The 23,443-nt window shown below is 60.9% G+C and carries 20 protein-coding genes, 1 pseudogene and 1 riboswitch; of the genes and pseudogenes, 15 read left to right on the top strand and 6 right to left on the bottom strand.

Annotated elements, in window-relative coordinates:
- From A462_RS16235 to A462_RS16215, 5 genes and pseudogenes are all read right to left on the bottom strand, one after another.
- Nucleotides 1-265, bottom strand: a pseudogene (locus A462_RS16235) (ribonucleotide-diphosphate reductase subunit beta); the annotation flags it as partial.
- A 470-nt stretch (nt 266-735) separates the two neighbouring features.
- The gene (locus A462_RS16230) at nt 736-2,019 is read right to left on the bottom strand and encodes an ABC transporter substrate-binding protein (RefSeq protein WP_003214355.1); all 1,284 of its coding nucleotides are present in this window, start codon (nt 2,017-2,019) and stop codon (nt 736-738) included.
- A 37-nt stretch (nt 2,020-2,056) separates the two neighbouring features.
- The gene (locus tag A462_RS16225; protein ID WP_008435248.1) at nt 2,057-3,313 is read right to left on the bottom strand and encodes a DUF1479 domain-containing protein; all 1,257 of its coding nucleotides are present in this window, start codon (nt 3,311-3,313) and stop codon (nt 2,057-2,059) included.
- 128 nt (nt 3,314-3,441) lie between these two features.
- Nucleotides 3,442-4,305 carry a helix-turn-helix domain-containing protein gene (locus tag A462_RS16220; protein WP_008435249.1) on the bottom strand — a complete coding sequence of 288 codons (864 nt, stop codon included), beginning with the start codon at nt 4,303-4,305 and terminating at the stop codon, nt 3,442-3,444.
- 143 nt (nt 4,306-4,448) lie between these two features.
- A complete protein-coding gene (locus tag A462_RS16215) occupies nt 4,449-4,718 on the bottom strand; it encodes a DUF2790 domain-containing protein (protein WP_008435250.1) in 270 nt (89 codons plus the stop codon).
- 394 nt (nt 4,719-5,112) lie between these two features.
- Here A462_RS16215 and acs point away from each other — a divergent pair, with 394 nt between their 5' ends.
- The 14 genes from acs (at nt 5,113) to astE (ending at nt 21,319) form a co-directional block, all read left to right on the top strand.
- On the top strand, nt 5,113-7,068 hold the full coding sequence (gene acs, locus A462_RS16210) for an acetate--CoA ligase (RefSeq protein WP_003214346.1): 1,956 nt from the start codon (nt 5,113-5,115) through the stop codon (nt 7,066-7,068).
- Nucleotides 7,069-7,752: 684 nt separating this feature from the next.
- Nucleotides 7,753-8,538 (top strand): ABC transporter substrate-binding protein, encoded by a 786-nt coding sequence (locus tag A462_RS16205; RefSeq protein WP_003214343.1) that lies wholly within the window; start codon nt 7,753-7,755, stop codon nt 8,536-8,538.
- A gap of 91 nt (nt 8,539-8,629) precedes the next feature.
- Nucleotides 8,630-9,319 (top strand): ABC transporter permease, encoded by a 690-nt coding sequence (locus A462_RS16200; protein WP_003214341.1) that lies wholly within the window; start codon nt 8,630-8,632, stop codon nt 9,317-9,319.
- A complete protein-coding gene (locus A462_RS16195; RefSeq protein WP_008435252.1) occupies nt 9,316-10,014 on the top strand; it encodes an ABC transporter permease in 699 nt (232 codons plus the stop codon). Before A462_RS16200 ends, A462_RS16195 begins: the two co-directional genes overlap by 4 nt.
- A gap of 1 nt (nt 10,015) precedes the next feature.
- On the top strand, nt 10,016-11,128 hold the full coding sequence (locus A462_RS16190) for a succinylglutamate desuccinylase/aspartoacylase family protein (RefSeq protein WP_008435255.1): 1,113 nt from the start codon (nt 10,016-10,018) through the stop codon (nt 11,126-11,128).
- Between the two features lie 27 nt (nt 11,129-11,155).
- Nucleotides 11,156-11,920 carry an ABC transporter ATP-binding protein gene (locus A462_RS16185; protein ID WP_008435257.1) on the top strand — a complete coding sequence of 255 codons (765 nt, stop codon included), beginning with the start codon at nt 11,156-11,158 and terminating at the stop codon, nt 11,918-11,920.
- A gap of 247 nt (nt 11,921-12,167) precedes the next feature.
- Nucleotides 12,168-13,148, top strand: coding sequence for a GlxA family transcriptional regulator (locus A462_RS16180; RefSeq protein ID WP_008435259.1), 981 nt, complete (start codon nt 12,168-12,170; stop codon nt 13,146-13,148).
- A gap of 309 nt (nt 13,149-13,457) precedes the next feature.
- Nucleotides 13,458-14,678 carry an aspartate aminotransferase family protein gene (locus tag A462_RS16175; protein WP_008435260.1) on the top strand — a complete coding sequence of 407 codons (1,221 nt, stop codon included), beginning with the start codon at nt 13,458-13,460 and terminating at the stop codon, nt 14,676-14,678.
- Between the two features lie 245 nt (nt 14,679-14,923).
- On the top strand, nt 14,924-15,943 hold the full coding sequence (gene aruF / locus A462_RS16170) for an arginine/ornithine succinyltransferase subunit alpha (RefSeq protein WP_003214328.1): 1,020 nt from the start codon (nt 14,924-14,926) through the stop codon (nt 15,941-15,943).
- 49 nt (nt 15,944-15,992) lie between these two features.
- Nucleotides 15,993-17,018 (top strand): arginine N-succinyltransferase, encoded by a 1,026-nt coding sequence (gene astA / locus A462_RS16165; protein WP_003214325.1) that lies wholly within the window; start codon nt 15,993-15,995, stop codon nt 17,016-17,018.
- The gene (gene astD, locus A462_RS16160) at nt 17,015-18,484 is read left to right on the top strand and encodes a succinylglutamate-semialdehyde dehydrogenase (RefSeq protein ID WP_168197533.1); all 1,470 of its coding nucleotides are present in this window, start codon (nt 17,015-17,017) and stop codon (nt 18,482-18,484) included. The genes astA and astD overlap by 4 nt, the downstream gene beginning before the upstream one ends.
- A gap of 158 nt (nt 18,485-18,642) precedes the next feature.
- The gene (astB, locus tag A462_RS16155) at nt 18,643-19,989 is read left to right on the top strand and encodes an N-succinylarginine dihydrolase (RefSeq protein WP_008435262.1); all 1,347 of its coding nucleotides are present in this window, start codon (nt 18,643-18,645) and stop codon (nt 19,987-19,989) included.
- A gap of 23 nt (nt 19,990-20,012) precedes the next feature.
- A complete protein-coding gene (locus A462_RS16150; protein ID WP_003214319.1) occupies nt 20,013-20,303 on the top strand; it encodes a hypothetical protein in 291 nt (96 codons plus the stop codon).
- An 11-nt stretch (nt 20,304-20,314) separates the two neighbouring features.
- Nucleotides 20,315-21,319: a succinylglutamate desuccinylase gene (astE, locus tag A462_RS16145; protein WP_008435263.1), complete on the top strand. Its 1,005-nt coding sequence runs from the start codon at nt 20,315-20,317 to the stop codon at nt 21,317-21,319.
- Between the two features lie 130 nt (nt 21,320-21,449).
- Here astE and A462_RS16140 read toward each other — a convergent pair whose 3' ends face one another.
- Nucleotides 21,450-21,959: a 6,7-dimethyl-8-ribityllumazine synthase gene (locus A462_RS16140; RefSeq protein WP_003214313.1), complete on the bottom strand. Its 510-nt coding sequence runs from the start codon at nt 21,957-21,959 to the stop codon at nt 21,450-21,452.
- Nucleotides 21,960-22,070: 111 nt separating this feature from the next.
- A riboswitch (FMN riboswitch) is annotated at nt 22,071-22,240 on the bottom strand.
- Between the two features lie 190 nt (nt 22,241-22,430).
- Between A462_RS16140 and ltaE the strand changes: the two genes are divergently transcribed.
- Complete coding sequence (ltaE, locus tag A462_RS16135; protein ID WP_032899380.1) at nt 22,431-23,435, top strand: low-specificity L-threonine aldolase; 1,005 nt, start codon at nt 22,431-22,433, stop codon at nt 23,433-23,435.
- Nucleotides 23,436-23,443 lie beyond the last annotated feature (8 nt).

A 23,443-nucleotide genomic window follows, 5' to 3' on the forward strand; every position in this document is an offset into this window, starting at 1 on the left:
TCATGCGCTTTTCGTCAACGGCGACGCGGGCGGCGGAGCCTTCGAGTTCTGCGAGGCCTTCGGCGACGTCGAGTTTGTCGAGGGCGGCCTTGGCGCGCACGATGGCGGCGGAGTCATTGGCGGTGACGGCGCGGGCTTCGATGGCGGCAGCAGCGCCGGCGCCGTCGAGGCGGTCCATGTTGGCTTCGGTGGCGTGGCCGGCGTTGGCGCCTTTGGCAACTACTTCGCCGTCTTCTTCTTTGTCGAACTCGTCCCAGCTCAGCATGACGTGTCGTCTCCTGCGTGAGGGCTCTAAGGTGCCCGTGTGAAACCGGATGGTTGGGTGTTCACACGGCCCAAAGGCCGCGGTGGATCTTAAGGAATCGTTTGTTGCAGCTAACGCACGCATTAAACGGAATCAGGGTTACGGGTGTTCTGCTTGAGGCTTGAGGGGCGGAGCAATGCTTACTGGCTCCAGCGGGGGCCTCAGGTCTGGCTCTTCGTCCCAGTGTAAAGGGATATTGCAGGCCCGATTTACCCGCGCATTATAGGGAAAAATTCGACTTTGTGTTGCGGCGGATGGTCTCGGTGAGCGGCCAAAATGGTGGTGTTTGCAGCCAAGGTCCGGGTTTACAAGGCTTTGCCTGGCTTGGATTTTTTTGACGGGCGGTAGGCGTTTGTTTCAGCGCGCCGAACTGGGGCAGATTCGGTCTGGAAGTTCTTGCGCCGTTTGGCGCAAGAACGGGTCGCGGGGGGTTACTGGGCTGCGGCTTTGATGCTGGCAAACATCTGCTTGCCAGCCTTGGCGGGGTCCGCGTCTTTATTGCTCATGAAGTTGCTGACCACATCAAACACCGCCCCTTGCACCGCCTGGGACGTGGACATGTTGAAGGCCATGCTCGGCTCCAGCGTGCCGGCGTTCTCGGCTTCGGCGAAGTCCTTGGCGGAAGCCTGGGCACAGCTGTCGAACTGGCTCATGTCCAGGCCCTTGATCACCGGGATGGAGCCTTTGTTCTGGTTGAACACGCTCTGGAATTGCGGCTCCAGGGCGATCTTGGCCAGGTCGTCGCGAGCCGCGTTGTTGCCCGGCGTATCATTTTTACTGGACGGTTTGAACATGGCCAGTGAGTCGATGGTGTAGCTATAAATGCCTTGTGAGCCGGGGAAGGGCACGCATTCATAATCGGCCCCGGCTTTTTTACCCGCCGCGGTCCACTCACTCTTGGCCCAGTCCCCCATGATTTGCATGCCGGCCTGGCCATTGATGACTTTGGCGGTTTCCATGTTCCAGTCCTGGCCTGCGCCGTTGGGGTCCATGTAGGTCTTCAGCTTGCGCAGCGCGACGAAGACTTCGGTCATTTTGGGGCCGGTGAAGGTGGCTTCGTCGTTGTCGATAAAGGCTTTCTGGAAGCCATCGGCGCCCAGGATGCTGAGCACCAGGCCTTCAAATACGGTGGTGTCCTGCCAGGGTTGGCCGCCGTGGGCGATGGCGATGAAGCCGGCGGCCTTGAGTTTGTCGCCGGCGGCGTAGAGTTCTTCCAGGGTGGCCGGGGCTTTGGACACGCCGGCTTTCTTGAGCACCTCGGGGTTGATCCATAACCAGTTGATGCGGTGGATGTTGAGCGGTACGGCGACGTAGTGGTCGTCGAACTTCATCAGTTGCGCAATGCTTTCGGGCAGCAGGCTGTCCCAGTGATTGGCCTTGGCGACGTTGTCGACGCTGGTCAGCAGGCCCAGCTTGCCCCACTCCTGAATGTCCGGAGCTTTGATCTGCGCGGCAGAGGGCGGGTTGCCGGAGACGGCGCGGCTCTTGAGGACGGTCATGGCAGCAGCGCCACCGCCGCCGGCCACGGCACTGTTTTGCCAGATGAAGCCGTCTTTCTCGATCAGTTGTTGCAGCACCTGTACAGACTTGGCTTCCCCGCCCGAGGTCCAGTAGTGGACGACTTCAACAGTGCCTTTGCTGTCGGCTGCGTGAGCGGCGAACGTGCAAAGGCTGGCGAGGGAGATGGCAACGGCAAGGCGATGGGGGATTTTCATGTGGGATAACCCTTTTTGTTGTTTTGGGGAGCGGTGCTTATTCCAGCCCCAGCCCTTTGCGGCCGAGGGTGTTCAGTTGCGGCGTCATGAAGCGGTCTTTCCACTCTTTCTCGTAGTCCTCCCGGGCAAAGTCATCCGGCGAAACCCCTTGCTCGAACGCCCTGAGCACATCCTTGGCGTACCGCAGGTTTTTCGGGCACATGGGCGCGGCGGGCACGTACATCACGTTGCCCCAGCCCTGTTGGTTTTCGACGGGGGCGACGCTGTGGATCACGTCGCAGTGCCACCACACCGAATCGCCGGCCTGTACGTCCGGAATCGGGGTCATGCCCTGGACCAGCAGCGGGTGCCATTTCTCTGAAACTGGCAGCACCTTGCCCGGCGCGACGCCGCACAGCTCATCCTCGGGGACATCGTCCAGCAACGGGCGCAGCAGCATGTATGCCATGGCTTTGGGGATCGGCAAGGTATGCAGCACGCCCTGGTCGGCCTGCATGTCGCACAGTGCGGTCCAGCCCTGGAAGGTGCGGAAGGCCGAACATTTCACTGTGTCCTTGTAGGCGTATTCATCGACTTCGGTACGATGGGCGGCGTCCCAGGGGTCGTAGGACTTGAAGTCGTTGCGGTAGATCTTGTCGAACAGCTTGAGGTAGGCGGGGTGCAGCCAGCGTTCCAGGGCGCCCGAGTCGGTGTGGGGGCCAAGCCCTTTGGAGGTGGTGCCGGGTGGGCGGCGGCGGACGCGGTCGGGGTACAGCGCATTGATGTCTGGGTCGAACCATTGCCGGCCTTGGGAGTTGTAGGTCCACAGGCGGTTCAGGAACGACTGTGCGGCGCCCATGCGCTGGTGTTGGCGCAGTTGCATCTGGGCGTCGGACCAATAGATGGGGAATATTTCCGGGCGTGAGGCTTCGAGGTTGCCGAAGAAGTTGTCAGCCGGGCCGCGATACACCTCGTCGAAATGGTTGTGGTCGAGGTAGTCCAGCAGGCTCTTGTCCCACGCGAGCACCTGTTCCCTGGGGAAGTGGTTGCGGATCACCAGGCAGCCCCGGCGCTTGATGAGGGCTCGTTGTGCTTCGGTGACCTGGCCGGTGGCGATGGTTTCAAAGTCGAGTTCGGGCCAGGCAGACTGCTGGGCCTTGATCGAGGCGATTTCAGCCCTGATGAACTCGCTGACCTCGGCGAACAGCGCAGGCACGTCGCCGATCTGCGCGCGCAGGGCCTTTTTCATGGCGACGATGCTGCGCTTGTAGTCGTCCGGCAGCTCGGCACATTCGAAGGCGTGGTAATTGCTCATTGGGTGACCTGTATTGTTGTTGTGCATACAGGTATGGAATCACCTCGGCCCGTCTGGGGGGCAGCCTGGTTTGCAGCGTTTGGCAGTACGATTGTGGCGTTTGTTTCGAGGCGTATAGAAGAATCGGCTTATTGAAAGTGATGCCCGTGTTGAAGCCGAAACTGTGACGGCGTCATGCCCTTGTGCGCCTTGAACTGCCGATTGAACAACGCCTGGGAGGCATAGCCGACCTGTTCGGAAATCGCGCTGACCGCCAGGTTGCCCCGCATCAATAAAGCGCAAGCATGTCCGATGCGTAGCCGGACGATGTAGTCCAGCGCCGTGCAGCGTGTGTGTTTGCGGAACATGCGATGGAAGGCTGAAACGCTGACGCAGGCCATTTGCGCCAGCTCGGGAATGCCGACAGGTTGCGCATAGTGGCCGTGCAGGTAGTCCAGAACGCGGCGGATGCGCGCGTCTTCAACGATGTGAGGGGCGGCGTTTTCCGTCGCGATGCGCTGCGCGGCGATATCCCGGGACAATGTGTTGAGCACGCTGAGCAACGAGATCAGTCGCTGGGAAGCGTCTTGCTCGACCATTGCTTCGATCACCGGGCGCAGCGCCCGGGACGTAGCATCACTGAAACTCAACGCCTGTCGCGCTGCAGCCAATAGCGCACGCGTCGACCCCATCTCCGGAAACAGTTGCACCAGCGAGTCCGCCCAGGCCTCGGAAAACCAGATGACCAGGGCAATGTGCGGTTTGGCGGGGTCGATCAGCTCGGCGGAAGACCAGCTATGGGGCACGTTCGGGCCCACCAGCACCAGGTCGCCGTCATCGTACAGCGCCACATCGTTGCTGATATAGCGGTGCCCGCGGCTGTTGAGGGTGAGGGTCAGTTCGTATTCGGGATGGTGATGCCATTCAAACGGAATCGCCTCCGGTAGACGCCTGTTCAGCAGGGTCCAGGAGGTGTTCGCCTCGGTGGGGATTTTTTCGAAACTGGCTCGCATGAATGCATCCTGCCTTGCAGGTGAGGTGGCGGCGCCACAATCGTAGCATTCGATTCAAGCGGTAGGGGATAAGCCGGCTCTTTGCCGCAAGAACGATTTCTTGCGGCGAGTAAGATCAGGTTCAGTTCAAACTAACGAAGTTATTATCCGTTAGAGCAACCGTTACCCATGACCTGATATTGAAGAATATGACGCTGACCTTGTGAGTCTTCATATTCCATTTTTACCGGTACAACTTTGCATACATCCGGGACTTCACTCATGGACACTACTTTGGCGACGTCCAGATGGGTGCTGTAAGTGTAATCCTCAACAATCGGGGTGCTCTGGCTGGCTACGTCAGTCGGGGCTTCGTCGGCCAGGGCGGCGGTGGCGCACAAGCTGCTAAGGGCCATAACTAATAACGCTTTCATTTGACTATTTACCTTTTGGCGGTCGAAAGGGGTCACGGGGCCCTTGTGAGGCCACGTGTGTAACTTGATTGGGAAGTTCGGATTAACGTTGCCTTCGTGGGGGCTGTTACGTTGTTAATCACAGTGCCTTGATGGCGAGGTTGATTTTAGGCGTCCGAGTTATATTCATATACCCGTGCTTTTGATAAACACTATTGGTGGTTTTTGTAACAATCGCGAAATGAAGGTTTTTTCAGAAACCTGCAAAGCGCCACGGGCCGCGGGCCAGAGCGCTGCCAGTGGATAGGTGGGCAATTTGTAGGGGCTTGTTACTACCATCGTCGAATGGTTCTATAGGTCCGGCCCGGCTACAACAGGGCCATACAACAACAACTATGTCACCGAGGTAAGAAAGATGAGTGCGGCTTCTCTGTACCCCGTTCGCCCCGAAGTAGCAGCCAATACGCTGACCGATGAGGCGACCTACAAGGCCATGTACCAGCAGTCGGTGGTCAACCCCGACGGTTTCTGGCGCGAGCAAGCCAAGCGCCTTGACTGGATCAAGCCTTTCACCACGGTGAAGCAGACCTCCTTCGACGATCACCATGTCGACATCAAATGGTTTGCCGACGGCACCCTCAACGTTTCCTACAACTGCCTGGACCGCCACCTCGCCGAGCGTGGCGACCAGCCAGCAATCATCTGGGAGGGCGACGACCCTGCCGAAAGCCGCACCATCACCTACCGCGAGCTGCATGAAGAAGTCTGCAAGTTCGCCAACGCCCTGCGCGGCCAGGATGTGCACCGCGGCGACGTGGTGACTATCTATATGCCGATGATTCCCGAAGCCGCGGTCGCCATGCTGGCCTGTGCCCGGATCGGTGCGATTCACTCGGTGGTGTTTGGCGGGTTCTCGCCAGAGGCCCTGGCCGGTCGGATCATCGACTGCAAATCCAAGGTGGTGATCACCGCCGACGAAGGCATTCGTGCCGGCAAGAAGATTTCCCTGAAGGCCAACGTCGACGACGCCCTGACCAACCCGGAAACCAGCAGCATCCAGAAAGTCATCGTGTGCAAGCGCACCGGTGGCAACATCAAGTGGAACCAGCATCGCGACATCTGGTACGAAGACCTGATGAAAGTGGCGGGCACCGTGTGTGCGCCGAAAGAGATGGGCGCCGAAGAAGCGCTGTTCATCCTTTACACCTCCGGCTCCACCGGCAAGCCGAAGGGCGTGCAGCACACCACCGGCGGCTACCTGTTGTACGCAGCCCTGACCCACGAGCGCGTGTTTGACTACCGCCCGGGCGAAATCTACTGGTGCACTGCCGACGTCGGCTGGGTCACCGGCCACACCTATATCGTCTATGGCCCACTGGCCAACGGCGCGACCACGCTGATGTTCGAAGGCGTGCCGAACTATCCGGACATCACCCGGGTGGCGAAGATCGTCGACAAGCACAAAGTGAACATCCTCTACACCGCACCGACCGCGATCCGCGCCATGATGGCTTCCGGCACCGCCGCCTGCGAAGGCGCCGATGGCAGCAGCTTGCGCCTGCTGGGTTCGGTGGGTGAGCCGATTAACCCGGAAGCGTGGGACTGGTACTACAAGAACGTCGGCCAATCCCGTTGCCCGATCGTCGATACCTGGTGGCAGACCGAGACCGGCGGCAACATGATGAGCCCGCTGCCGGGCGCCCATGCGCTCAAGCCGGGTTCGGCGGCGCGCCCATTCTTTGGCGTGGTACCGGCGCTGGTGGATAACCTCGGCAACCTGATTGAAGGCGTGGCCGAGGGTAACCTGGTGATCCTGGATTCGTGGCCGGGCCAGGCACGTACGCTGTATGGCGACCATGACCGGTTTGTGGACACCTACTTCAAGACCTTCCGTGGCATGTACTTCACCGGTGACGGTGCGCGCCGTGACGAGGATGGCTACTACTGGATCACCGGTCGGGTGGACGACGTGCTGAACGTCTCCGGCCACCGCATGGGCACCGCCGAGATTGAGAGCGCCATGGTTGCGCACCCGAAAGTTGCGGAAGCGGCGGTGGTGGGTGTGCCTCATGACATCAAGGGCCAGGGCATCTATGTGTATGTCACGCTGAAAAACGGCGAAGAGCCGAATGAAGCGTTGCGCCTGGAGTTGAAAAACTGGGTGCGTAAAGAGATCGGGCCGATTGCTTCACCGGATGTGATCCAGTGGGCACCGGGCTTGCCGAAAACCCGTTCGGGGAAAATCATGCGCCGGATCCTGCGCAAGATTGCCACCGCTGAATACGACGGGTTGGGCGATATCTCCACCCTGGCGGATCCGAGTGTGGTGGCGCATTTGATCGAGACGCACAAGACCATGAACGTCGCGTAAGGCGGGTTTGTGGGACGAAGCCCCATTCGGCGTAGGCCGGGTGGGGCTTTTTTGTGCGATCGGACAGGCGACCTATAACCCCTGTGGGAGCGGGCTTGCTCGCGAAGGCGGTGTATCAGTTAGTGGTGTGCTGGCTGACACACCGCCTTCGCGAGCAAGCCCGCTCCCACATTTTGATTGCATTCCAAGATTGGTCATTCAGTGGCGCGACTTACACAAGGCCAATAAATATCGGATTGTGTTGTAGGAAGTTTCTGAATGTTACCGAGCCCGGCAAATGTGTAACCTCATGCCCAAACATGAGGCAAAGTGCTACGCCTTTGCCCCGAAAACCCGCGTCTTAGACGCCCTGAAAAATTAGATCCAACGCTACACTTGCCGTGCTAGAAGGGTTTGCGAATAATAGGCCCGCAACTTGCAGCGTTAACAGGTTTAATATCTTTTGCCTCTGCATAAAATCAAGAGGCTGTCAATGTGCTGGAACCGCTTTCTCGGTGCTTCTGTAAATTGTTGTCGCATTGAGGAAATATCGGCTTCCGGCCTGTCGTTAGAATGCCGATCACTCGCTCGTCGTCGCCGATGCTGAACTGGCGCAGGACGCAGCACCGCTATTCGGTTTCACTCATTCGCATCGTGGGCCCTGGCTCATACTGCTGTTTTGCCCTATACCGATGGAGTCCCAAGATGAAGAAACTCGTGCTGTTGGGCGCCCTGGCGCTGTCCGTGCTGTCCATGCAGGCTTTCGCCGAAGGCAAGCCACTGAAGATTGGTATTGAAGCGGCTTACCCTCCGTTTGCCTCCAAGGCACCGGACGGCAGCATCGTCGGTTTTGACTACGACATCGGCAACGCCCTGTGTGAGCAGATGCAGGTCAAGTGCACCTGGGTCGAGCAGGAATTCGACGGCCTGATCCCGGCGCTGAAAGTGCGCAAGATCGACGCCATCCTGTCCTCGATGTCCATCACCGACGATCGCAAGAAGTCCGTGGACTTCACCAACCGCTACTACCTGACCCCAGCTCGCCTGGTATTGAAGGAAGGCACTGCCGTCAGCGACAGCCTGGATGAATTGAAAGGCAAGAAAATCGGCGTGCAGCGCGGTTCGATCCACGACCGTTTCGCCAAGGAAGTGCTGGCTCCCAAAGGCGCCACCATTGTTCCTTACAGCTCGCAGAACGAAATCTACCTGGACGTAGAAGCCGGTCGCCTTGATGGCACCGTAGCCGACGCCACCCTGTTGCAGGAAGGTTTCCTCGACACGCCAGCCGGTAAAGGCTACGCGTTCACCGGCCCGGCCTTCACTGACGCCAAGTACTTCGGCGACGGTATCGGCATCGCGGTACGTAAAGGCGACAAGGAAAACCTGGACCGCATCAACGCTGCAATCGCTGCGATCCGTGCCAACGGCAAGTACAAGGCAATCCAGGACAAGTACTTCAACTTCGACATTTACGGCCCAGAAGCCAAGTAAACCGTCGCAGCTGTCTGTCCAGAATGGCGCAAGCACCAGGATCTCTGAAGTTTGCGCCATTTTTTCATCCCCCTTTTCGAGGACCTGAATCATGTTGAAAGGCTACGGGGCTGTCATCCTCGATGGCGCTTGGTTGACGCTTCAGCTCGCCTTGTCGTCCATGGCCCTGGCCATTGTTCTGGGTCTGATCGGGGTCGCGTTGCGCCTCTCGCCGGTGCGCTGGTTGGCCTGGCTGGGCGACCTGTACTCCACGGTGATCCGCGGGATCCCCGACCTGGTGCTGATCCTGCTGATTTTCTACGGTGGTCAGGACCTGCTTAACCGCGTTGCGCCGTTGCTCGGCTACAACGACTACATTGACTTGAACCCCTTGGCCGCCGGTATCGGCACCCTGGGTTTCATCTTTGGCGCCTACCTTTCGGAAACCTTCCGTGGCGCCTTCATGGCCATTCCCAAGGGCCAAGCCGAAGCCGGCCTGGCGTATGGCATGAGCCCGTTCCAGGTGTTTTTCCGGGTGATGGTGCCGCAGATGATTCGGCTGGCGATCCCCGGGTTTACCAACAACTGGCTGGTACTGACCAAGGCCACCGCATTGATTTCGGTGGTGGGCCTGCAAGACATGATGTTCAAGGCCAAGCAGGCGGCAGACGCCACCCGCGAACCTTTTACCTTCTTCCTCGCAGTGGCGGCGATGTACCTGGTGATCACCAGCGTGTCGTTGCTGGCCCTGCGTCATCTTGAGAAGCGCTACTCGGTAGGCGTAAAGGCGGCTGATCTATGATCTTCGACTACAACGTCATCTGGGAGGCCATGCCGCTGTACCTCGGCGGCTTGCTGACCACCCTGAAACTGCTGGCCATTTCGCTGTTCTTCGGCTTGCTCGCGGCCTTGCCCCTGGGCCTGATGCGTGTGTCCAAGCAGCCGATCGTCAACGGTGTTGCCTGGCTCTACACCTATGTGATTCGCGGCACGCCGATGCTGGTGCAGCTGTTCTTGATCTACTACGGCCTGGCCCAGTTCGAAGCGGTGCGCGAAAGCTTCATGTGGCCACTGCTGTCCAGCGCGACCTTCTGCGCGTGCCTGGCGTTTGCCGTGAACACCAGCGCCTATACCGCCGAGATCATCGCCGGCAGCCTCAAGGCCACGCCCCACGGCGAGATCGAGGCAGCCAAGGCCATGGGCATGTCGCGCTACAAGCTGTACCGCCGGATCCTGCTGCCATCGGCCCTGCGCCGGGCGCTGCCGCAATACAGCAACGAAGTGATCATGATGCTCCAGACCACCAGCCTTGCGTCCATCGTCACCCTGATCGACATCACCGGTGCCGCACGCACGGTGAACGCCCAGTACTACTTGCCGTTCGAAGCCTATATCACTGCGGGTGCGTTCTACCTGTGCCTGACCTTCATCCTGGTGCGCCTGTTCAAGTTGGCCGAAGGCCGCTGGCTGAGCTACCTGGCTCCACGGAAGCATTGATATGGAACGTATCGATCACCTGTTGCCCTGGGGTCACCTGGGCTGCGAACGCCAGCTGACGGTGTTCCGTTTCGGCAGCGGCGAGCGCAAGGCTTATATCCAGGCCAGCCTGCACGCGGATGAATTGCCCGGCATGCGCGCCGCCTGGGAGCTGAAAAAGCGCCTGACGGAACTGGAACAGCAAGGCGCCCTCAACGGCGTGATCGAGCTGGTTCCCGTCGCCAATCCGATGGGCCTGGGGCAACTGCTGCAAGGCAGTCACCAGGGCCGTTTCGAGATCGGCAGCGGCAAGAATTTCAACCGCGACTTCGTTGAGTTGAGCGAGCCGGTTACCGAGTTGCTCAACGGCAAGCTGGGGGATGATCCTCACGCCAATGTGCGCTTGATCCGCCAGGCCATGAGCGATGCGCTCAATGCGTTGCCGGCGCCGAGCAGCCAGTTGCAAGGCATGCAGCGGGTGTTGCTGAGCCATGCCTGCACCGCCGACGTGGTCCTCGACCTGCATTGCGACGCCGAAGCCGCGTTGCACATGTACGCGCTGCCGCAACACTGGCCGCAGTGGCGTTCGCTGTCGGCGCACCTGAATGTGAAGGTCGGCCTGCTGGCGGAAGATTCCGGCGGCAGTTCGTTTGACGAAGCCTGCTCGCTACCGTGGCTGCGCCTGTCCCGGGCGTTCCCCGAGGCGCAGATTCCCCTGGCGTGCCTGGCGACGACTCTGGAGCTGGGTGGCCAGGCCGATACTGGCCGTGACGAAGCGATTTTCCACGCTGAAGGCATCCTGGCGTTCCTCGCCGAGCAAGGCCTGATCCGTGGTGAATGGCCCGCGCCGCAGCACGAGCCCTGCGAAGGCCTGCCCTTCGAAGGCACCGAGTTGTTGTTCGCGCCCCACGCCGGCGTGATCAGCTACCTGCGTAAAGCCGGTGACGTAGTCGAAGCCGGCGACCCGATATTTGAAGTGATCGATCCCTTGTCCGACCGCGTGAGCATTGTTTGCGCGGGCACGCCTGGGGTGCTGTTTGCCGTTGAACGGCTACGTTATGCCCAAGCGGGTTTCTGGCTGGCCAAGGTGGCGGGGCGCGAAGCGCTGCGGCACGGGCGCTTGCTCAACGACTGACCAACTGTTTTTGTGAGAACCGACCGCATGTACAAACTTGAAGTCCAAGACCTGCATAAACGCTATGGCAGTCATGAAGTGCTCAAAGGTGTTTCCCTGGCCGCCGCGGCCGGTGATGTGATCAGCATCATCGGGTCCAGTGGCTCGGGCAAAAGTACCTTTTTGCGCTGCATCAACCTGCTGGAGCAGCCCCACGCCGGCAAGATTCTGCTCAATAACGAAGAGCTGAAACTGGTGGCCAACAAAGACGGCGCCATGAAGGCTGCAGACCCGAAACAGCTGCAACGCATGCGTTCGCGACTGTCGATGGTGTTCCAGCATTTCAACCTGTGGTCCCACATGACCGCGCTGGAAAACGTCATGGAAGCACCGGTGCACGTCTTGGGCATGTCGAAAAAAGACGCCCGGGAAAAGGCCGAGCACTACCTGGCCAAAGTCGGTGTGGGCCATCGTAAGGATGCGTTCCCTGGCCACATGTCCGGCGGTGAACAGCAACGCGTGGCGATTGCCCGTGCCCTGGCGATGGAGCCTGAGGTGATGCTGTTCGACGAACCCACCTCGGCCCTTGACCCGGAGCTGGTGGGCGAAGTGCTCAAAGTGATGCAGGACCTGGCCCAGGAAGGCCGGACCATGGTGGTGGTGACCCACGAAATGGGCTTTGCCCGTGAAGTCTCCAACCAACTGGTGTTCCTGCACAAAGGCATCGTCGAAGAGCGTGGCAACCCGCGCGAAGTGCTGGTCAGCCCACAGTCCGAGCGTTTGCAGCAGTTTCTTTCCGGCAGCTTGAAGTAAACAGAACTGCTTTTATGCACTGAATTAGTGCAAGCTTCACAATCCTGAGGTTGCCCAATCCCCTGTGGGAGCGGGCTTGCTCGCGAAAGCGGTGTATCAGTTGATACATCCGGTGACTGATCCACCGCATTCGCGAGCAAGCCCGCTCCCACATTTGGATCTTCACCCGCTTTAGAGATTTGTGTTGGTTTACGGGCTAGCATTGGCCTTTGTCTTCATTACTGTTACTCGCTTCGGATAGCACTCCATGACTGCCCATCGAATTGGTTTCCTGATTTGGCCCAGCACTAAAGCACTGACGCTTGCGCTGGCTGAGGAGGCCTTGCGCGTTGCTCAGCGGGTGCATCCGGACGTGGTGTACGAACTCTCGTTTTTGCAGGCCGAGCCGCCAATGGACGGCGCCTGGCAACTGCCGGGTGAGCCCTGGGCTGGCAAGCTGGAAGGTTTCCAAAAGCTGTTCCTGCTGGCCGATGAGCCACCGACCGTCATCGCCTCCCAGCTCAGCACCGCCCTCAAGCAACTGGTGCGTGCCGGGTGTGTGATCGGCGGCCTGTCGGCCGGTGTGTATCCGCTGGCCCAGCTCGGTCTGCTCGACGGTTACCGCGCCGCTGTGCACTGGCGCTGGCAGGACGATTTCGCCGAGCGTTTCCCCAAGGTCATCGCCACCAGCCATCTGTTCGACTGGGACCGTGACCGCCTGACCGCCTGCGGTGGCATGTCGGTACTCGACCTGCTGCTGGCAGTGCTGGCCCGTGACCACGGCGCCGAACTGGCCGGGGCAGTCTCGGAAGAACTGGTGGTGGAGCGCATCCGCGAAGGCGGCGAGCGCCAGCGCATTCCGCTGCAAAACCGCCTGGGTTCCAGCCATCCAAAGCTGACCCAGGCGGTTTTGCTGATGGAGGCCAACATCGAAGAGCCGCTGACCACCGACGAAATCGCCCAGCATGTGTGCGTGTCCCGACGACAGCTCGAGCGGATCTTCAAGCAATACCTCAATCGCGTCCCCAGCCAGTACTACCTGGAACTGCGCCTGAACAAGGCCCGCCAGATGCTCATGCAAACCAGCAAGTCGATCATCCAGATCGGCCTGTCCTGCGGCTTCTCCTCGGGGCCGCACTTCTCCAGCGCCTACCGCAACTTCTTCGGCGCCACCCCTCGTGAAGACCGCAACCAGCGCCGCAGCAGCAGCCCGTTCGAATTGTCGTCGGTGCCGTCCGAGCGGGGCTAGGCATCAATGCTCGGCCGGCATCTCCAGGCATGGCGCTGTTCCTGTGCGCGGATGAGATCAACAGCAGACCAAAACGGCCATCGGCGACGGCATTGGATAGTTGTGCCTCACCGACCGCCCAAAACCGGCCCGGGCGGTTTAAACTGCGCCATTGCGATGCTATTTGTCGCATTGGCGTAAACCCGCGAAAATCGCGGGTTGGCGCTATAAGAAGTTGTCGCTTGGCGGCAAGGCCGCGCTGAAAACTGTCCTTACAATCCCTGCATCGCCCGCCAGTTTCAGGCAGGCGTTCCTCTTCAGGAGACTCCGATGTCCGTTGAGCAAGCCCCGGTGCAACGTGCCGATTTCGACCAGGTCATGGTTCCCAACTACGCACCTGCCGCTTTCATCCCCGTGCGTGGCGCAGGTTCCCGCGTATGGGACCAGGCGGGCCGAGAGCTGATCGACTTTGCCGGCGGCATCGCGGTCAACGTATTGGGCCACGCCCACCCGGCGCTGGTCGGTGCACTGACCGAACAGGCCAACAAGCTGTGGCACGTGTCCAACGTCTTCACCAATGAGCCGGCCCTGCGCCTGGCCCATAAGCTGATCGACGCCACGTTTGCCGAGCGTGTGTTCTTCTGCAACTCCGGCGCCGAAGCCAACGAGGCCGCCTTCAAGTTGGCCCGTCGTGTCGCGTTCGACCGCTTCGGCACCGAGAAATACGAAATCATCGCCGCGCTGAACAGCTTCCACGGCCGTACCCTGTTCACCGTGAACGTGGGTGGCCAGTCGAAGTATTCCGACGGCTTCGGTCCGAAAATCGTCGGCATCACCCACGTGCCTTATAACGATCTGGAGGCGCTGAAAGCCGCCGTTTCGGACAAGACCTGCGCCGTGGTGCTGGAGCCGATCCAGGGCGAAGGCGGCGTGCTGCCGGCAGAACTGTCGTACCTGCAAGGCGCCCGCGACCTGTGCGACGCGAACAACGCGCTGCTGGTGTTCGACGAAGTGCAAACCGGCATGGGCCGCAGCGGCGAGTTGTTCGCCTATCAGCATTACGGCGTCGTGCCGGACATCCTCACCAGCGCCAAGAGCCTGGGCGGCGGTTTCCCGATTGCCGCCATGCTGACCCGCGAAGACCTGGCCAAGCACCTGGTGGTCGGCACCCACGGCACCACCTACGGCGGCAACCCGCTGGCGTGCGCGGTGGCGGAAGCGGTGATCGACGTGATCAACACCCCGGAAGTGCTGGCTGGCGTTAATGCCAAGCACGACTTGTTCGTTTCCCGTCTGGAGAGGATTGGCCAGCAATACGGCATCTTCACCGAAGTGCGTGGCCTGGGCCTGCTGCTCGGTTGCGTGCTGAGCGATGCCTGGAAAGGCAAGGCCAAGGACATCTTCAACGCCGCCGAGCGCGAAGGCTTGATGATCCTGCAAGCCGGCCCGGATGTGGTGCGTTTCGCCCCGAGCCTGGTGGTGGAAGATGCCGATATCCAGGAAGGCCTGGACCGCTTCGAACGTGCGGTGAAAAAGCTGACGCAAGCCTGATGGACCGTTGGGTGCCCGGCGAGTCGGGCGCCCAACACAAATTTTGTATGCCGGACTCTTTAGTTGAAGCTGTGAAGATCAAATGTGGGAGCGGGCTTGCTCGCGAATGCAGTGGCTCAGTCACCTGAAATGTTGAATGACACACCGCTTTCGCGAGCAAGCCCGCTCCCACACTTGACCTCACTGATTTCAAGATCGTGTCCGGCATTTTTTCCTGTGAGTTTTTCGAGTTAAGGAGTGACACCATGCTGGTGATGCGCCCCGCGCAAATGGCTGATCTGGGCGAGGTACAGCGTCTGGCTGCGGACAGCCCGATTGGTGTCACCTCCTTGCCGGATGATGTCGAACGCCTGAGCGACAAGATCGCTGCGAGCGAAGCGTCCTTCGCCGCCGAGGTCAGCTTCAACGGTGAAGAAAGCTATTTCTTCGTCCTGGAAGACACCGACGCCGGCAAGCTGGTGGGCTGTTCGGCCATCGTTGCCTCGGCCGGCTACTCGGAACCGTTCTACAGCTTCCGTAACGAGACCTTCGTGCACGCTTCCCGCGAGCTGAAGATCCACAACAAGATCCACGTGCTCTCGCAGTGCCATGACCTCACCGGCAACAGCCTGCTGACCAGCTTCTACGTGGTGCCGGAGCTGGTGGGTTCGCCGTGGTCGGAGCTCAACTCCCGTGGCCGCCTGCTGTTCGTGGCCGGCCACCCGGAGCGCTTCGCCGATTCGGTGGTCACCGAGATTGTGGGCTACAGCGACGAGAACGGTGATTCGCCGTTCTGGGACGCCATCGGCCGCAACTTCTTCGACCTCAACTACGCCGCTGCCGAGCGCCTGTGCGGGTTGAAGAGCCGGACCTTCCTCGCCGAGCTGATGCCGCACTATCCGATCTACGTGCCGCTGTTGCCCGACGAAGCCCAGGAAGCCATGGGCCAGGTGCACCCGCGGGCGCAGATCACCTTCGACATCCTGATGCGCGAAGGCTTCGAGACCGACCATTACATCGACATCTTCGACGGCGGCCCAACCCTGCATGCGCGCGTCTCGGGCATTCGCTCGATCGCCCAGAGCCGTGTGGTGCCGGTGAAGATCGGTGAGATGGTCAAGGGTGTCGGCCGCCAGTACCTGGTGAGCAACGGCCAGTTGCAGGATTACCGCGCGGTGATGCTGGAGCTGGACTACGCGCCGGGCAAGCCAGTGACCCTGGACCTGGAAACCGCCGAAGCCCTGGGCGTCGGCGAAGGTGCCAGCGTTCGACTGGTAGCGGTTTAAGAATGAGTTTCGCGGGTGGCTTGCAAGGCGGCCCGTTTGAGGAGATAGCATGATCGTTCGTCCCGTACGCAGCAGCGATTTACCGGCCCTGATTGATCTGGCGCGCAGCACCGGCACCGGCCTCACCACCTTGCCGGCCAACGAAGAGCGCCTGACCCATCGGGTCGGCTGGGCTGAAAAGACCTTTCGCGGCGAAGCCGGGCGCGGTGATGCGGACTACCTGTTCGTGCTGGAAAACGACGAAGGTCGCGTGGTGGGGATTTCCGCCATCGCCGGTGCAGTCGGCCTGCGCGAACCCTGGTACAACTTCCGGGTCGGCCTGACGGTCAGCGCCTCCCAGGAGCTGAACATCTACCGTGAAATCCCGACGCTGTTTCTGGCCAACGACCTGACCGGCAACTCCGAGTTGTGCTCGTTGTTCCTGCACGCCGATTACCGCAACGGCCTTAACGGCCGCATGCTGGCCAAGGCGCGCATGCTGTTTATCGCGGAATTCCCGCAGCTGTTCGGCAACAAGATCATCGCCGAGATGCGCGGCATGTCCGACGAAGCCGGGCGCTCGCCGTTCTGGGAAAGCCTGGGCCGGCACTTCTTCAAGATGGAATTCAGCCAGGCCGACTACCTCACCGGCGTGGGCAACAAGGCGTTTATCGCCGAGCTGATGCCGAAGTTTCCGCTGTACACCTGCTTCCTGTCTGAAGACGCGCGCAACGTGATCGGCAAGGTCCACACCGACACCGAGCCGGCCCTGAGCATGCTCAAGAGCGAAGGTTTCAGCTACCAGGGCTACGTCGACATCTTCGACGCGGGCCCGGCGGTGGAGTGTGAAACCACCAAGATCCGCGCCGTGCGCGACAGCGAAGCGCTGGTGCTGGCGATTGGTACGCCGGGCGACGACGCCACGCCGTTCCTGATCCATAACCGCAAACGTGAAGATTGCCGTATCACCGCCGCGCCGGCGCGGTTGGCTGCGGGCACCCTGGTGGTCGATCAACAGACCGCCAAGCGCCTGCAACTGATCGCCGGTGATCAAGTGCGTGCCGTACCGTTGTCCGCTGCCCGGGAGTCGAAATAATGAATTCGCTATACATCGCAGGTGAATGGCTGGCTGGCCAGGGTGAAGTGTTTGAGTCGCTGAACCCGGTGACCCAGCAGGTGGTGTGGTCGGGTAATGGCGCCACCGCCGAGCAGGTCGAGTCCGCCGTCCAGGCCGCACGCCAGGCGTTTCCGGCCTGGGCCAAGCGTTCGTTGGAAGAGCGCCTGAGCGTGCTGGAAGCCTTCGCCGCCAACCTGAAGAGTCGTGCTGACGAACTCGCCCGCTGCATCGGTGAGGAAACCGGCAAGCCTTTGTGGGAATCGGCGACTGAAGTCACCAGCATGGTCAACAAGGTCGCGATCTCGGTGCAAAGCTACCGCGAGCGTACCGGCGAGAAGAGCGGCCCATTGGGCGACGCCACTGCCGTGTTGCGCCACAAGCCCCACGGGGTGGTGGCGGTGTTTGGCCCCTACAACTTCCCGGGTCACTTGCCTAACGGGCATATCGTGCCGGCCTTGCTGGCGGGTAACACCGTGCTGTTCAAGCCGAGCGAGCTGACCCCGAAAGTCGCCGAGCTGACCGTGCAATGCTGGATCGACGCCGGCCTGCCGGCGGGCGTGTTGAACCTGCTGCAAGGCGCACGGGAAACCGGGATCGCCCTGGCGGCGAATCCGGGCATCGACGGTCTGTTCTTCACCGGCTCCAGCCGCACCGGCAACCATCTGCACCAGCAATTCGCCGGGCGCCCGGACAAGATCCTCGCGCTGGAAATGGGCGGCAACAACCCGCTGGTGGTGGACGAAGTGGCCGATGTGGATGCGGCCGTGTACACCATTATCCAGTCGGCGTTTATCTCCGCTGGCCAGCGTTGCACCTGTGCCCGTCGCCTGCTGGTGCCGGAAGGCGCCTGGGGCGATGCGTTGCTCGCACGCCTGGTGGCGGTGAGCTCGACCATCGAAGTCGGCGCATTTGACCAAACGCCTGCGCCGTTCATGGGCTCGGTGATTTCCCTCGGTGCTGCCAAGGCGTTGATGGATGCCCAGGAATTGCTGTTGGCCAATGGCGCCGTGGCGCTGTTGGAAATGACTCAACCCCAGGCCCAGGCTGCGTTGCTGACGCCGGGGATTATCGATGTGACCGAGGTCACGGAACGCGCTGACGAAGAGCTGTTCGGCCCACTGCTGCAAGTGATCCGCTACGCTGATTTCGAGGCGGCGATTGCCGAGGCCAACAACACTCAATACGGCTTGGCGGCCGGGTTGCTGTCGGATTCCGAGGCGCGTTACCAGCAGTTCTGGCTGGAAAGCCGCGCCGGGATCGTCAACTGGAACAAACAGCTGACGGGTGCTGCGAGCAGCGCGCCATTTGGCGGGGTAGGGGCTTCGGGCAACCATCGCGCCAGCGCCTATTACGCGGCGGACTATTGCGCGTACCCGGTGGCCTCCCTTGAGACCCCGAGCCTGGTGCTACCGGCGACGTTAACCCCGGGTGTGACGCTGATCTAAATGTGGGAGCGGGCTTGCTCGCGAAGGCGGTGTGTCATTCAACATTTCAGGCGACTGAACCACCGCTTTCGCGAGCAAGCCCGCTCCCACACTTGATTTGTGGTGTGTTCAAGTAATTTGATGCCTATAAAAATACAGATGTTCGTGGAGCCTCGCCGATGAAATCCTGTGAAGTCAATTTTGACGGTCTCGTGGGGCCGACCCATAACTACGGCGGTTTGTCCTACGGCAACGTCGCGTCCCAAAGCAACAGCCAGCAGTCCTCCAACCCGAAGGAAGCTGCGCTGCAAGGCTTGGCGAAGATGAAGGCCCTGATGGAAATGGGCTTTGTGCAAGGTGTGCTGGCGCCCCAGGAACGTCCGGATGTGGCCGCCTTGCGCAACCTCGGTTTTGCCGGCACCGACGCACAAGTCATCCAGCAGGCCGCCAAGCAAGCCATGCCGCTGCTGGTTGCCAGTTGCTCGGCGTCGAGCATGTGGGTGGCCAATGCCGCGACCGTCAGCCCGAGCGCCGACACCTTTGACGGCCGCGTGCATTTCACCGCAGCCAACCTCAACTGCAAATACCACCGCAGCATCGAACACCCGACCACCAGCCGCGTGCTGGGGGCGATGTTCGCTGACCAGAAGCACTTCGCCCACCACGCCGCATTACCGGCGGTGGCGCAGTTCGGTGACGAAGGCGCGGCCAACCACACGCGTTTCTGCCGTGACTATGGCGAGGCGGGCGTAGAGTTTTTCGTGTTCGGCCGCAGCGCGTTCGACACCCGCTACCCGGCGCCGCAAAAGTACCCGGCACGCCAGACCCTCGAAGCTTCCCAGGCGGTCGCGCGCCTGCACGGCCTGCGGGACGACGGCGTGGTCTACGCCCAGCAGAACCCGGCGGTGATCGATGCCGGTGTGTTCCACAACGATGTGATCGCGGTGGGCAATGGCGAGGTGCTGTTCTATCACGAGGATGCCTTCCTCAATACTGAGCAGATGCTCGGTGAATTGCAGGGCAAGCTCGGCAAGCTCGGTGGCAATTTCCAGTCGATCTGCGTGCCACGGGCCCAGGTGGGGGTTGAAGACGCGGTGCGTTCCTACCTGTTCAACAGCCAGCTGCTGACCCGCGCCGACGGTTCGATGCTGCTGATCGTGCCGGAAGAATGCCGCGCCAACGAGCGTGTCTGGCAGTACCTGCAAGGCCTGACGTCCTCCGGCGGGCTGATCCGCGAAGTCAAAGTCTTCGACCTCAAGCAAAGCATGCAGAACGGCGGTGGCCCGGCGTGCCTGCGCTTGCGTGTAGCCTTGAATGAAACCGAACTGGCGGCGGTCAACCCAGGGGTTATCATGACGGCGCCGTTGTACGACACGCTGACCCAATGGGTCGACAAGCACTACCGCGACAGCCTGCGGGAAACCGACCTGGCTGACCCGCAATTGCTGCTTGAGTGCCGGACGGCACTGGATGAACTGACGCAAATCCTTAAACTGGGCTCGGTTTATCCTTTCCAGATCAATTAACGCCGCACGGCTGAGAACTATTTATGACCACCGACACCCTGAAACTGATCCTTGAAGATACCGACGGCACCCAGCTGGAAACCTCCTGCACCCGCGTCGCCGTGGTGTGGCAGGGCAAGGAGATCTGGATCCAGCACGACGGCCGTGGCCAACTGCTGATCGGCGTGGACGTGGAAGAAGGCGACGCGGAATACGCCAACCTGCTGATGCGCCCATTGGCCACCAACCTGATGAGCCTGCAACTGGAAATGGAACCGGCCGACGTTGAAGGTGATGACGACGATCACGTCCACGGTCCTGGCTGCAACCACTAAGGAAGCTGCGTATGCTCGCCCTCGGCAAACTGCTTGAACTGACCCTCGCCGGTCGCGAACCGGCGCAAAAAATTCAACTGACTGTCGAGGGCGTGCAACTGCGCTGGCTCAGTGAGGGCGCGCTGGAAGTGCGGCCTCCTGAGGCGCGGGACAACGGCAGCGACGTACTGCTGTCGTCCGGCATCCATGGCAACGAAACCGCGCCGATCGAATTGGCCGACCGCTTGCTGCAGGGCATCGCCCGTGGGGAGATCAAGCCCCGTACCCGTATTCTGTTCCTGTTCGGCAACCCCGAGGCCATGCGCCGCGGCGAGCGTTACCTCGAACTGGACGTCAACCGGCTGTTCAATGGCCGTCACGAACAAAACATCGGCCCCGAAGCCATGCGCGCCGCCGAGCTTGAGCAGTTGGCCCGCACCTTCTTCAGCGTGCCTGGGCGTAGCCGTTTGCACTACGACCTGCACACCGCCATCCGTGGCTCGAAGATCGAGCAGTTCGCACTGTACCCGTGGAAGGACGGTCGCCAGCATTCACGTCGTGAACTGGCGCGCCTGCGAGCCGCTGGCCTGGAGGCGGTGCTGTTGCAGAACAAGACGTCGATCACCTTCACGGCGTTTACCTACGAGCAGCTGGAGGCCGAGTCCTTCACCCTGGAGTTGGGCAAGGCCCGGCCGTTCGGGCAGAACCAGGGCGTGGACGTATCGCGCCTGGAAACCCGCCTCACGCAGATCATCGAAGGCAACGAGCCGGCCACCGAGAGCCTGGATGGCCTGCAGCTGTTCAGCGTCTCCCGGGAAGTGATCAAGCACAGCGATACCTTCGTCCTGCATTTGCCGGCGGACGTGGAAAACTTTTCGGAGTTGGAGAAGGGTTATCTGCTGGCCGAGGACATTGCCAAGACCCGCTGGGTAATCGAGGAGGAGGGCGCACGCATCATCTTCCCGAACCCGAAGGTCAAGAATGGCTTGCGAGCAGGGATATTGATTGTGCCGACCACGGATGCCGGCCTGGCCTGAATCCCGAGACCGACTCGGTCAAATGTGGGAGCGGGCTTGCTCGCGAAGGCGGTGTATCAGTCAGACATGTATTGACTGACACTCCGCTTTCGCGAGCAAGCCCGCTCCCACATTTGCTTTGCAGTGTTGCTTAAACCGCGAGAGCCCGTGGCTCATTGCGACGCAGTGCGCGAACCTTGTGCAGGGTGTCGGCGCAGGTGCGTGCCGCTTCCTGGCCCTTGTGCACGAAGTGCTCATAGAAGAACGTATGGTGCTCGCTGCCCGCGTGGAAGTGGTGCGGGGTCAGGGATACCGAGAACACCGGCACTTCGGTTTCCAGCTGGACCTGCATCAGGCCGCTGACCACGGACTGGGCCACGAACTCGTGACGGTAGATCCCGCCGTCCACCACCAGGGCGGCCGCGACGATACCGGCATAACGGCCGGACTTGGCCAGCAGCTTGGCGTGCAGGGGCATTTCAAAGGCGCCGCCGACTTCGAAGAAATCGATGTCCGATTCCTGGTAGCCCTGGGCGATCATTTCGGCGAGGAAACCTTTACGGGATTGGTCGACAATATCCTTGTGCCAGCAGGCCTGGATAAACGCGACGCGCTCGCCGTGGTGGTTTTTGCTTTTGCTGTCGATTGCGGTGGGTTGCATGTTCTGACTCCTGTTTAAGAAAAAAACAGGGCGTTATGAATCGAATGGGATTTAAGGGTACGCACAGCGGGCTCATGTGAACATGACGTCAGCGCGGCCCTTAGGTGCCAATCCCGTTCTCTCTTCATCCGGACTATGACCGTCGGCCCCGGGATCACACCGGGTCTGCTGACCTTGTCGCCGTCCTGCCGAGGCAGTTCGAGGCACCAAGCGCTCGCGGGCTATGCACGTTGCGTGCAATTACCGCCGGTGGGGAATTACACCCCGCCCTGAGAACGTTGCCGCCAGAACCCTGGCGGCGGAGAGTTTTTATCATGGTTTTTCAGAAACTGCACGGTTGGTTTATCGATAACCTATATCGGTTTGTTTGGTTGGTATTCGATTGTGCAAGCACGGGGCTTGATATTCCGCGGGTTTGCCCGCAGTAATCGTCAACACAAGAAACGCTCCAATCCGCTAGAGGCTAGTTTGATGAACGTGATTGACCTGCGCAGCGACACAGTGACCCAACCGACCCCTGGCATGCTCGAGGCGATGGCCACTGCCGCCAGCGGCGACGACGTCTACGGCGAGGACCCGAGCGTCAATCGCCTGGAAGCCGAACTGGCCAAGCGCCTGGGTTTTGCCGCCGCGTTGTTCGTGCCCACCGGCACCATGAGCAACCTGCTGGCGTTGATGGCGCACTGTGAGCGTGGCGAGGAATACATTGTCGGTCAGCAGGCCCACACCTACAAATACGAAGGCGGCGGCGCGGCGGTTCTCGGCTCGATCCAGCCACAACCCCTGGAAGTGCAGGCCGACGGTTCCCTGAACCTGGAGCACGTGCTGGCCGCGATCAAGCCGGACGACTTCCACTTCGCCCGTACCCGCTTGCTGGCGCTGGAAAACACCATGCAGGGCAAGGTCCTGCCGCTGGAATACCTGGCGGCCGCGCGAGCCTTTACCCGGGAACACGGCCTGGCCTTGCACCTGGACGGCGCGCGGCTCTACAACGCGGCGGTCAAGCTGGGTGTGGATGCGCGGGAAATTGCCCGGCACTTCGATTCGGTGTCGGTGTGCCTGTCCAAAGGCCTGGGCGCGCCGATCGGCTCGGTATTGTGCGGCTCCACCGCGTTGATCGCCAAGGCCCGCCGTTTGCGCAAGATGGTCGGTGGCGGCATGCGCCAGGCCGGTTCGCTGGCGGCGGCGGGGCTGTACGCCCTGGATCACCAGGTGCAGCGCCTGGCCGACGACCACGCCAACGCCCAATGGCTGGGTGATGAACTGCGCAAGGCGGGTTATACGGTGGAGCCGGTGCAGACCAACATGGTCTACGTCGACATCGGTGATCGAGCCCAGGCCTTGAAGGCGTTTGCCGCCGAGCGCGGGATCAAGTTGAGCGCGGCGCCGCGCCTGCGCATGGTCACTCACCTGGACGTCAGCCGGGCGCAGATCGAGCAAGTGCTCGCGACATTTGTCGAGTTTTCCCGGAAATGACAGTGCAG

Origin of the sequence: Pseudomonas sp. Ag1 (assembly GCF_000278565.1) — a bacterium.
GTDB lineage: Bacteria > Pseudomonadota > Gammaproteobacteria > Pseudomonadales > Pseudomonadaceae > Aquipseudomonas.

Excerpts from the sequence above, each read along its gene's own strand:
- A462_RS16150 (WP_003214319.1), top strand. The coding sequence starts at position 20,013 with ATGACCACCGACACCCTGAAACTGATCCTTGAAGATACCGACGGCACC.
- A462_RS16230 (WP_003214355.1), bottom strand. The coding sequence starts at position 2,019 with ATGAAAATCCCCCATCGCCTTGCCGTTGCCATCTCCCTCGCCAGCCTT.
- acs (WP_003214346.1), top strand. The coding sequence starts at position 5,113 with ATGAGTGCGGCTTCTCTGTACCCCGTTCGCCCCGAAGTAGCAGCCAAT.
- astB (WP_008435262.1), top strand. The coding sequence starts at position 18,643 with ATGAAATCCTGTGAAGTCAATTTTGACGGTCTCGTGGGGCCGACCCAT.
- astE (WP_008435263.1), top strand. The coding sequence starts at position 20,315 with ATGCTCGCCCTCGGCAAACTGCTTGAACTGACCCTCGCCGGTCGCGAA.
- A462_RS16200 (WP_003214341.1), top strand. The coding sequence starts at position 8,630 with ATGTTGAAAGGCTACGGGGCTGTCATCCTCGATGGCGCTTGGTTGACG.
- A462_RS16140 (WP_003214313.1), bottom strand. The coding sequence starts at position 21,959 with ATGCAACCCACCGCAATCGACAGCAAAAGCAAAAACCACCACGGCGAG.
- A462_RS16185 (WP_008435257.1), top strand. The coding sequence starts at position 11,156 with ATGTACAAACTTGAAGTCCAAGACCTGCATAAACGCTATGGCAGTCAT.
- A462_RS16175 (WP_008435260.1), top strand. The coding sequence starts at position 13,458 with ATGTCCGTTGAGCAAGCCCCGGTGCAACGTGCCGATTTCGACCAGGTC.
- A462_RS16220 (WP_008435249.1), bottom strand. The coding sequence starts at position 4,305 with ATGCGAGCCAGTTTCGAAAAAATCCCCACCGAGGCGAACACCTCCTGG.
- astA (WP_003214325.1), top strand. The coding sequence starts at position 15,993 with ATGATCGTTCGTCCCGTACGCAGCAGCGATTTACCGGCCCTGATTGAT.
- ltaE (WP_032899380.1), top strand. The coding sequence starts at position 22,431 with ATGAACGTGATTGACCTGCGCAGCGACACAGTGACCCAACCGACCCCT.
- aruF (WP_003214328.1), top strand. The coding sequence starts at position 14,924 with ATGCTGGTGATGCGCCCCGCGCAAATGGCTGATCTGGGCGAGGTACAG.
- A462_RS16190 (WP_008435255.1), top strand. The coding sequence starts at position 10,016 with ATGGAACGTATCGATCACCTGTTGCCCTGGGGTCACCTGGGCTGCGAA.
- A462_RS16205 (WP_003214343.1), top strand. The coding sequence starts at position 7,753 with ATGAAGAAACTCGTGCTGTTGGGCGCCCTGGCGCTGTCCGTGCTGTCC.
- A462_RS16180 (WP_008435259.1), top strand. The coding sequence starts at position 12,168 with ATGACTGCCCATCGAATTGGTTTCCTGATTTGGCCCAGCACTAAAGCA.
- A462_RS16225 (WP_008435248.1), bottom strand. The coding sequence starts at position 3,313 with ATGAGCAATTACCACGCCTTCGAATGTGCCGAGCTGCCGGACGACTAC.
- A462_RS16195 (WP_008435252.1), top strand. The coding sequence starts at position 9,316 with ATGATCTTCGACTACAACGTCATCTGGGAGGCCATGCCGCTGTACCTC.
- A462_RS16215 (WP_008435250.1), bottom strand. The coding sequence starts at position 4,718 with ATGAAAGCGTTATTAGTTATGGCCCTTAGCAGCTTGTGCGCCACCGCC.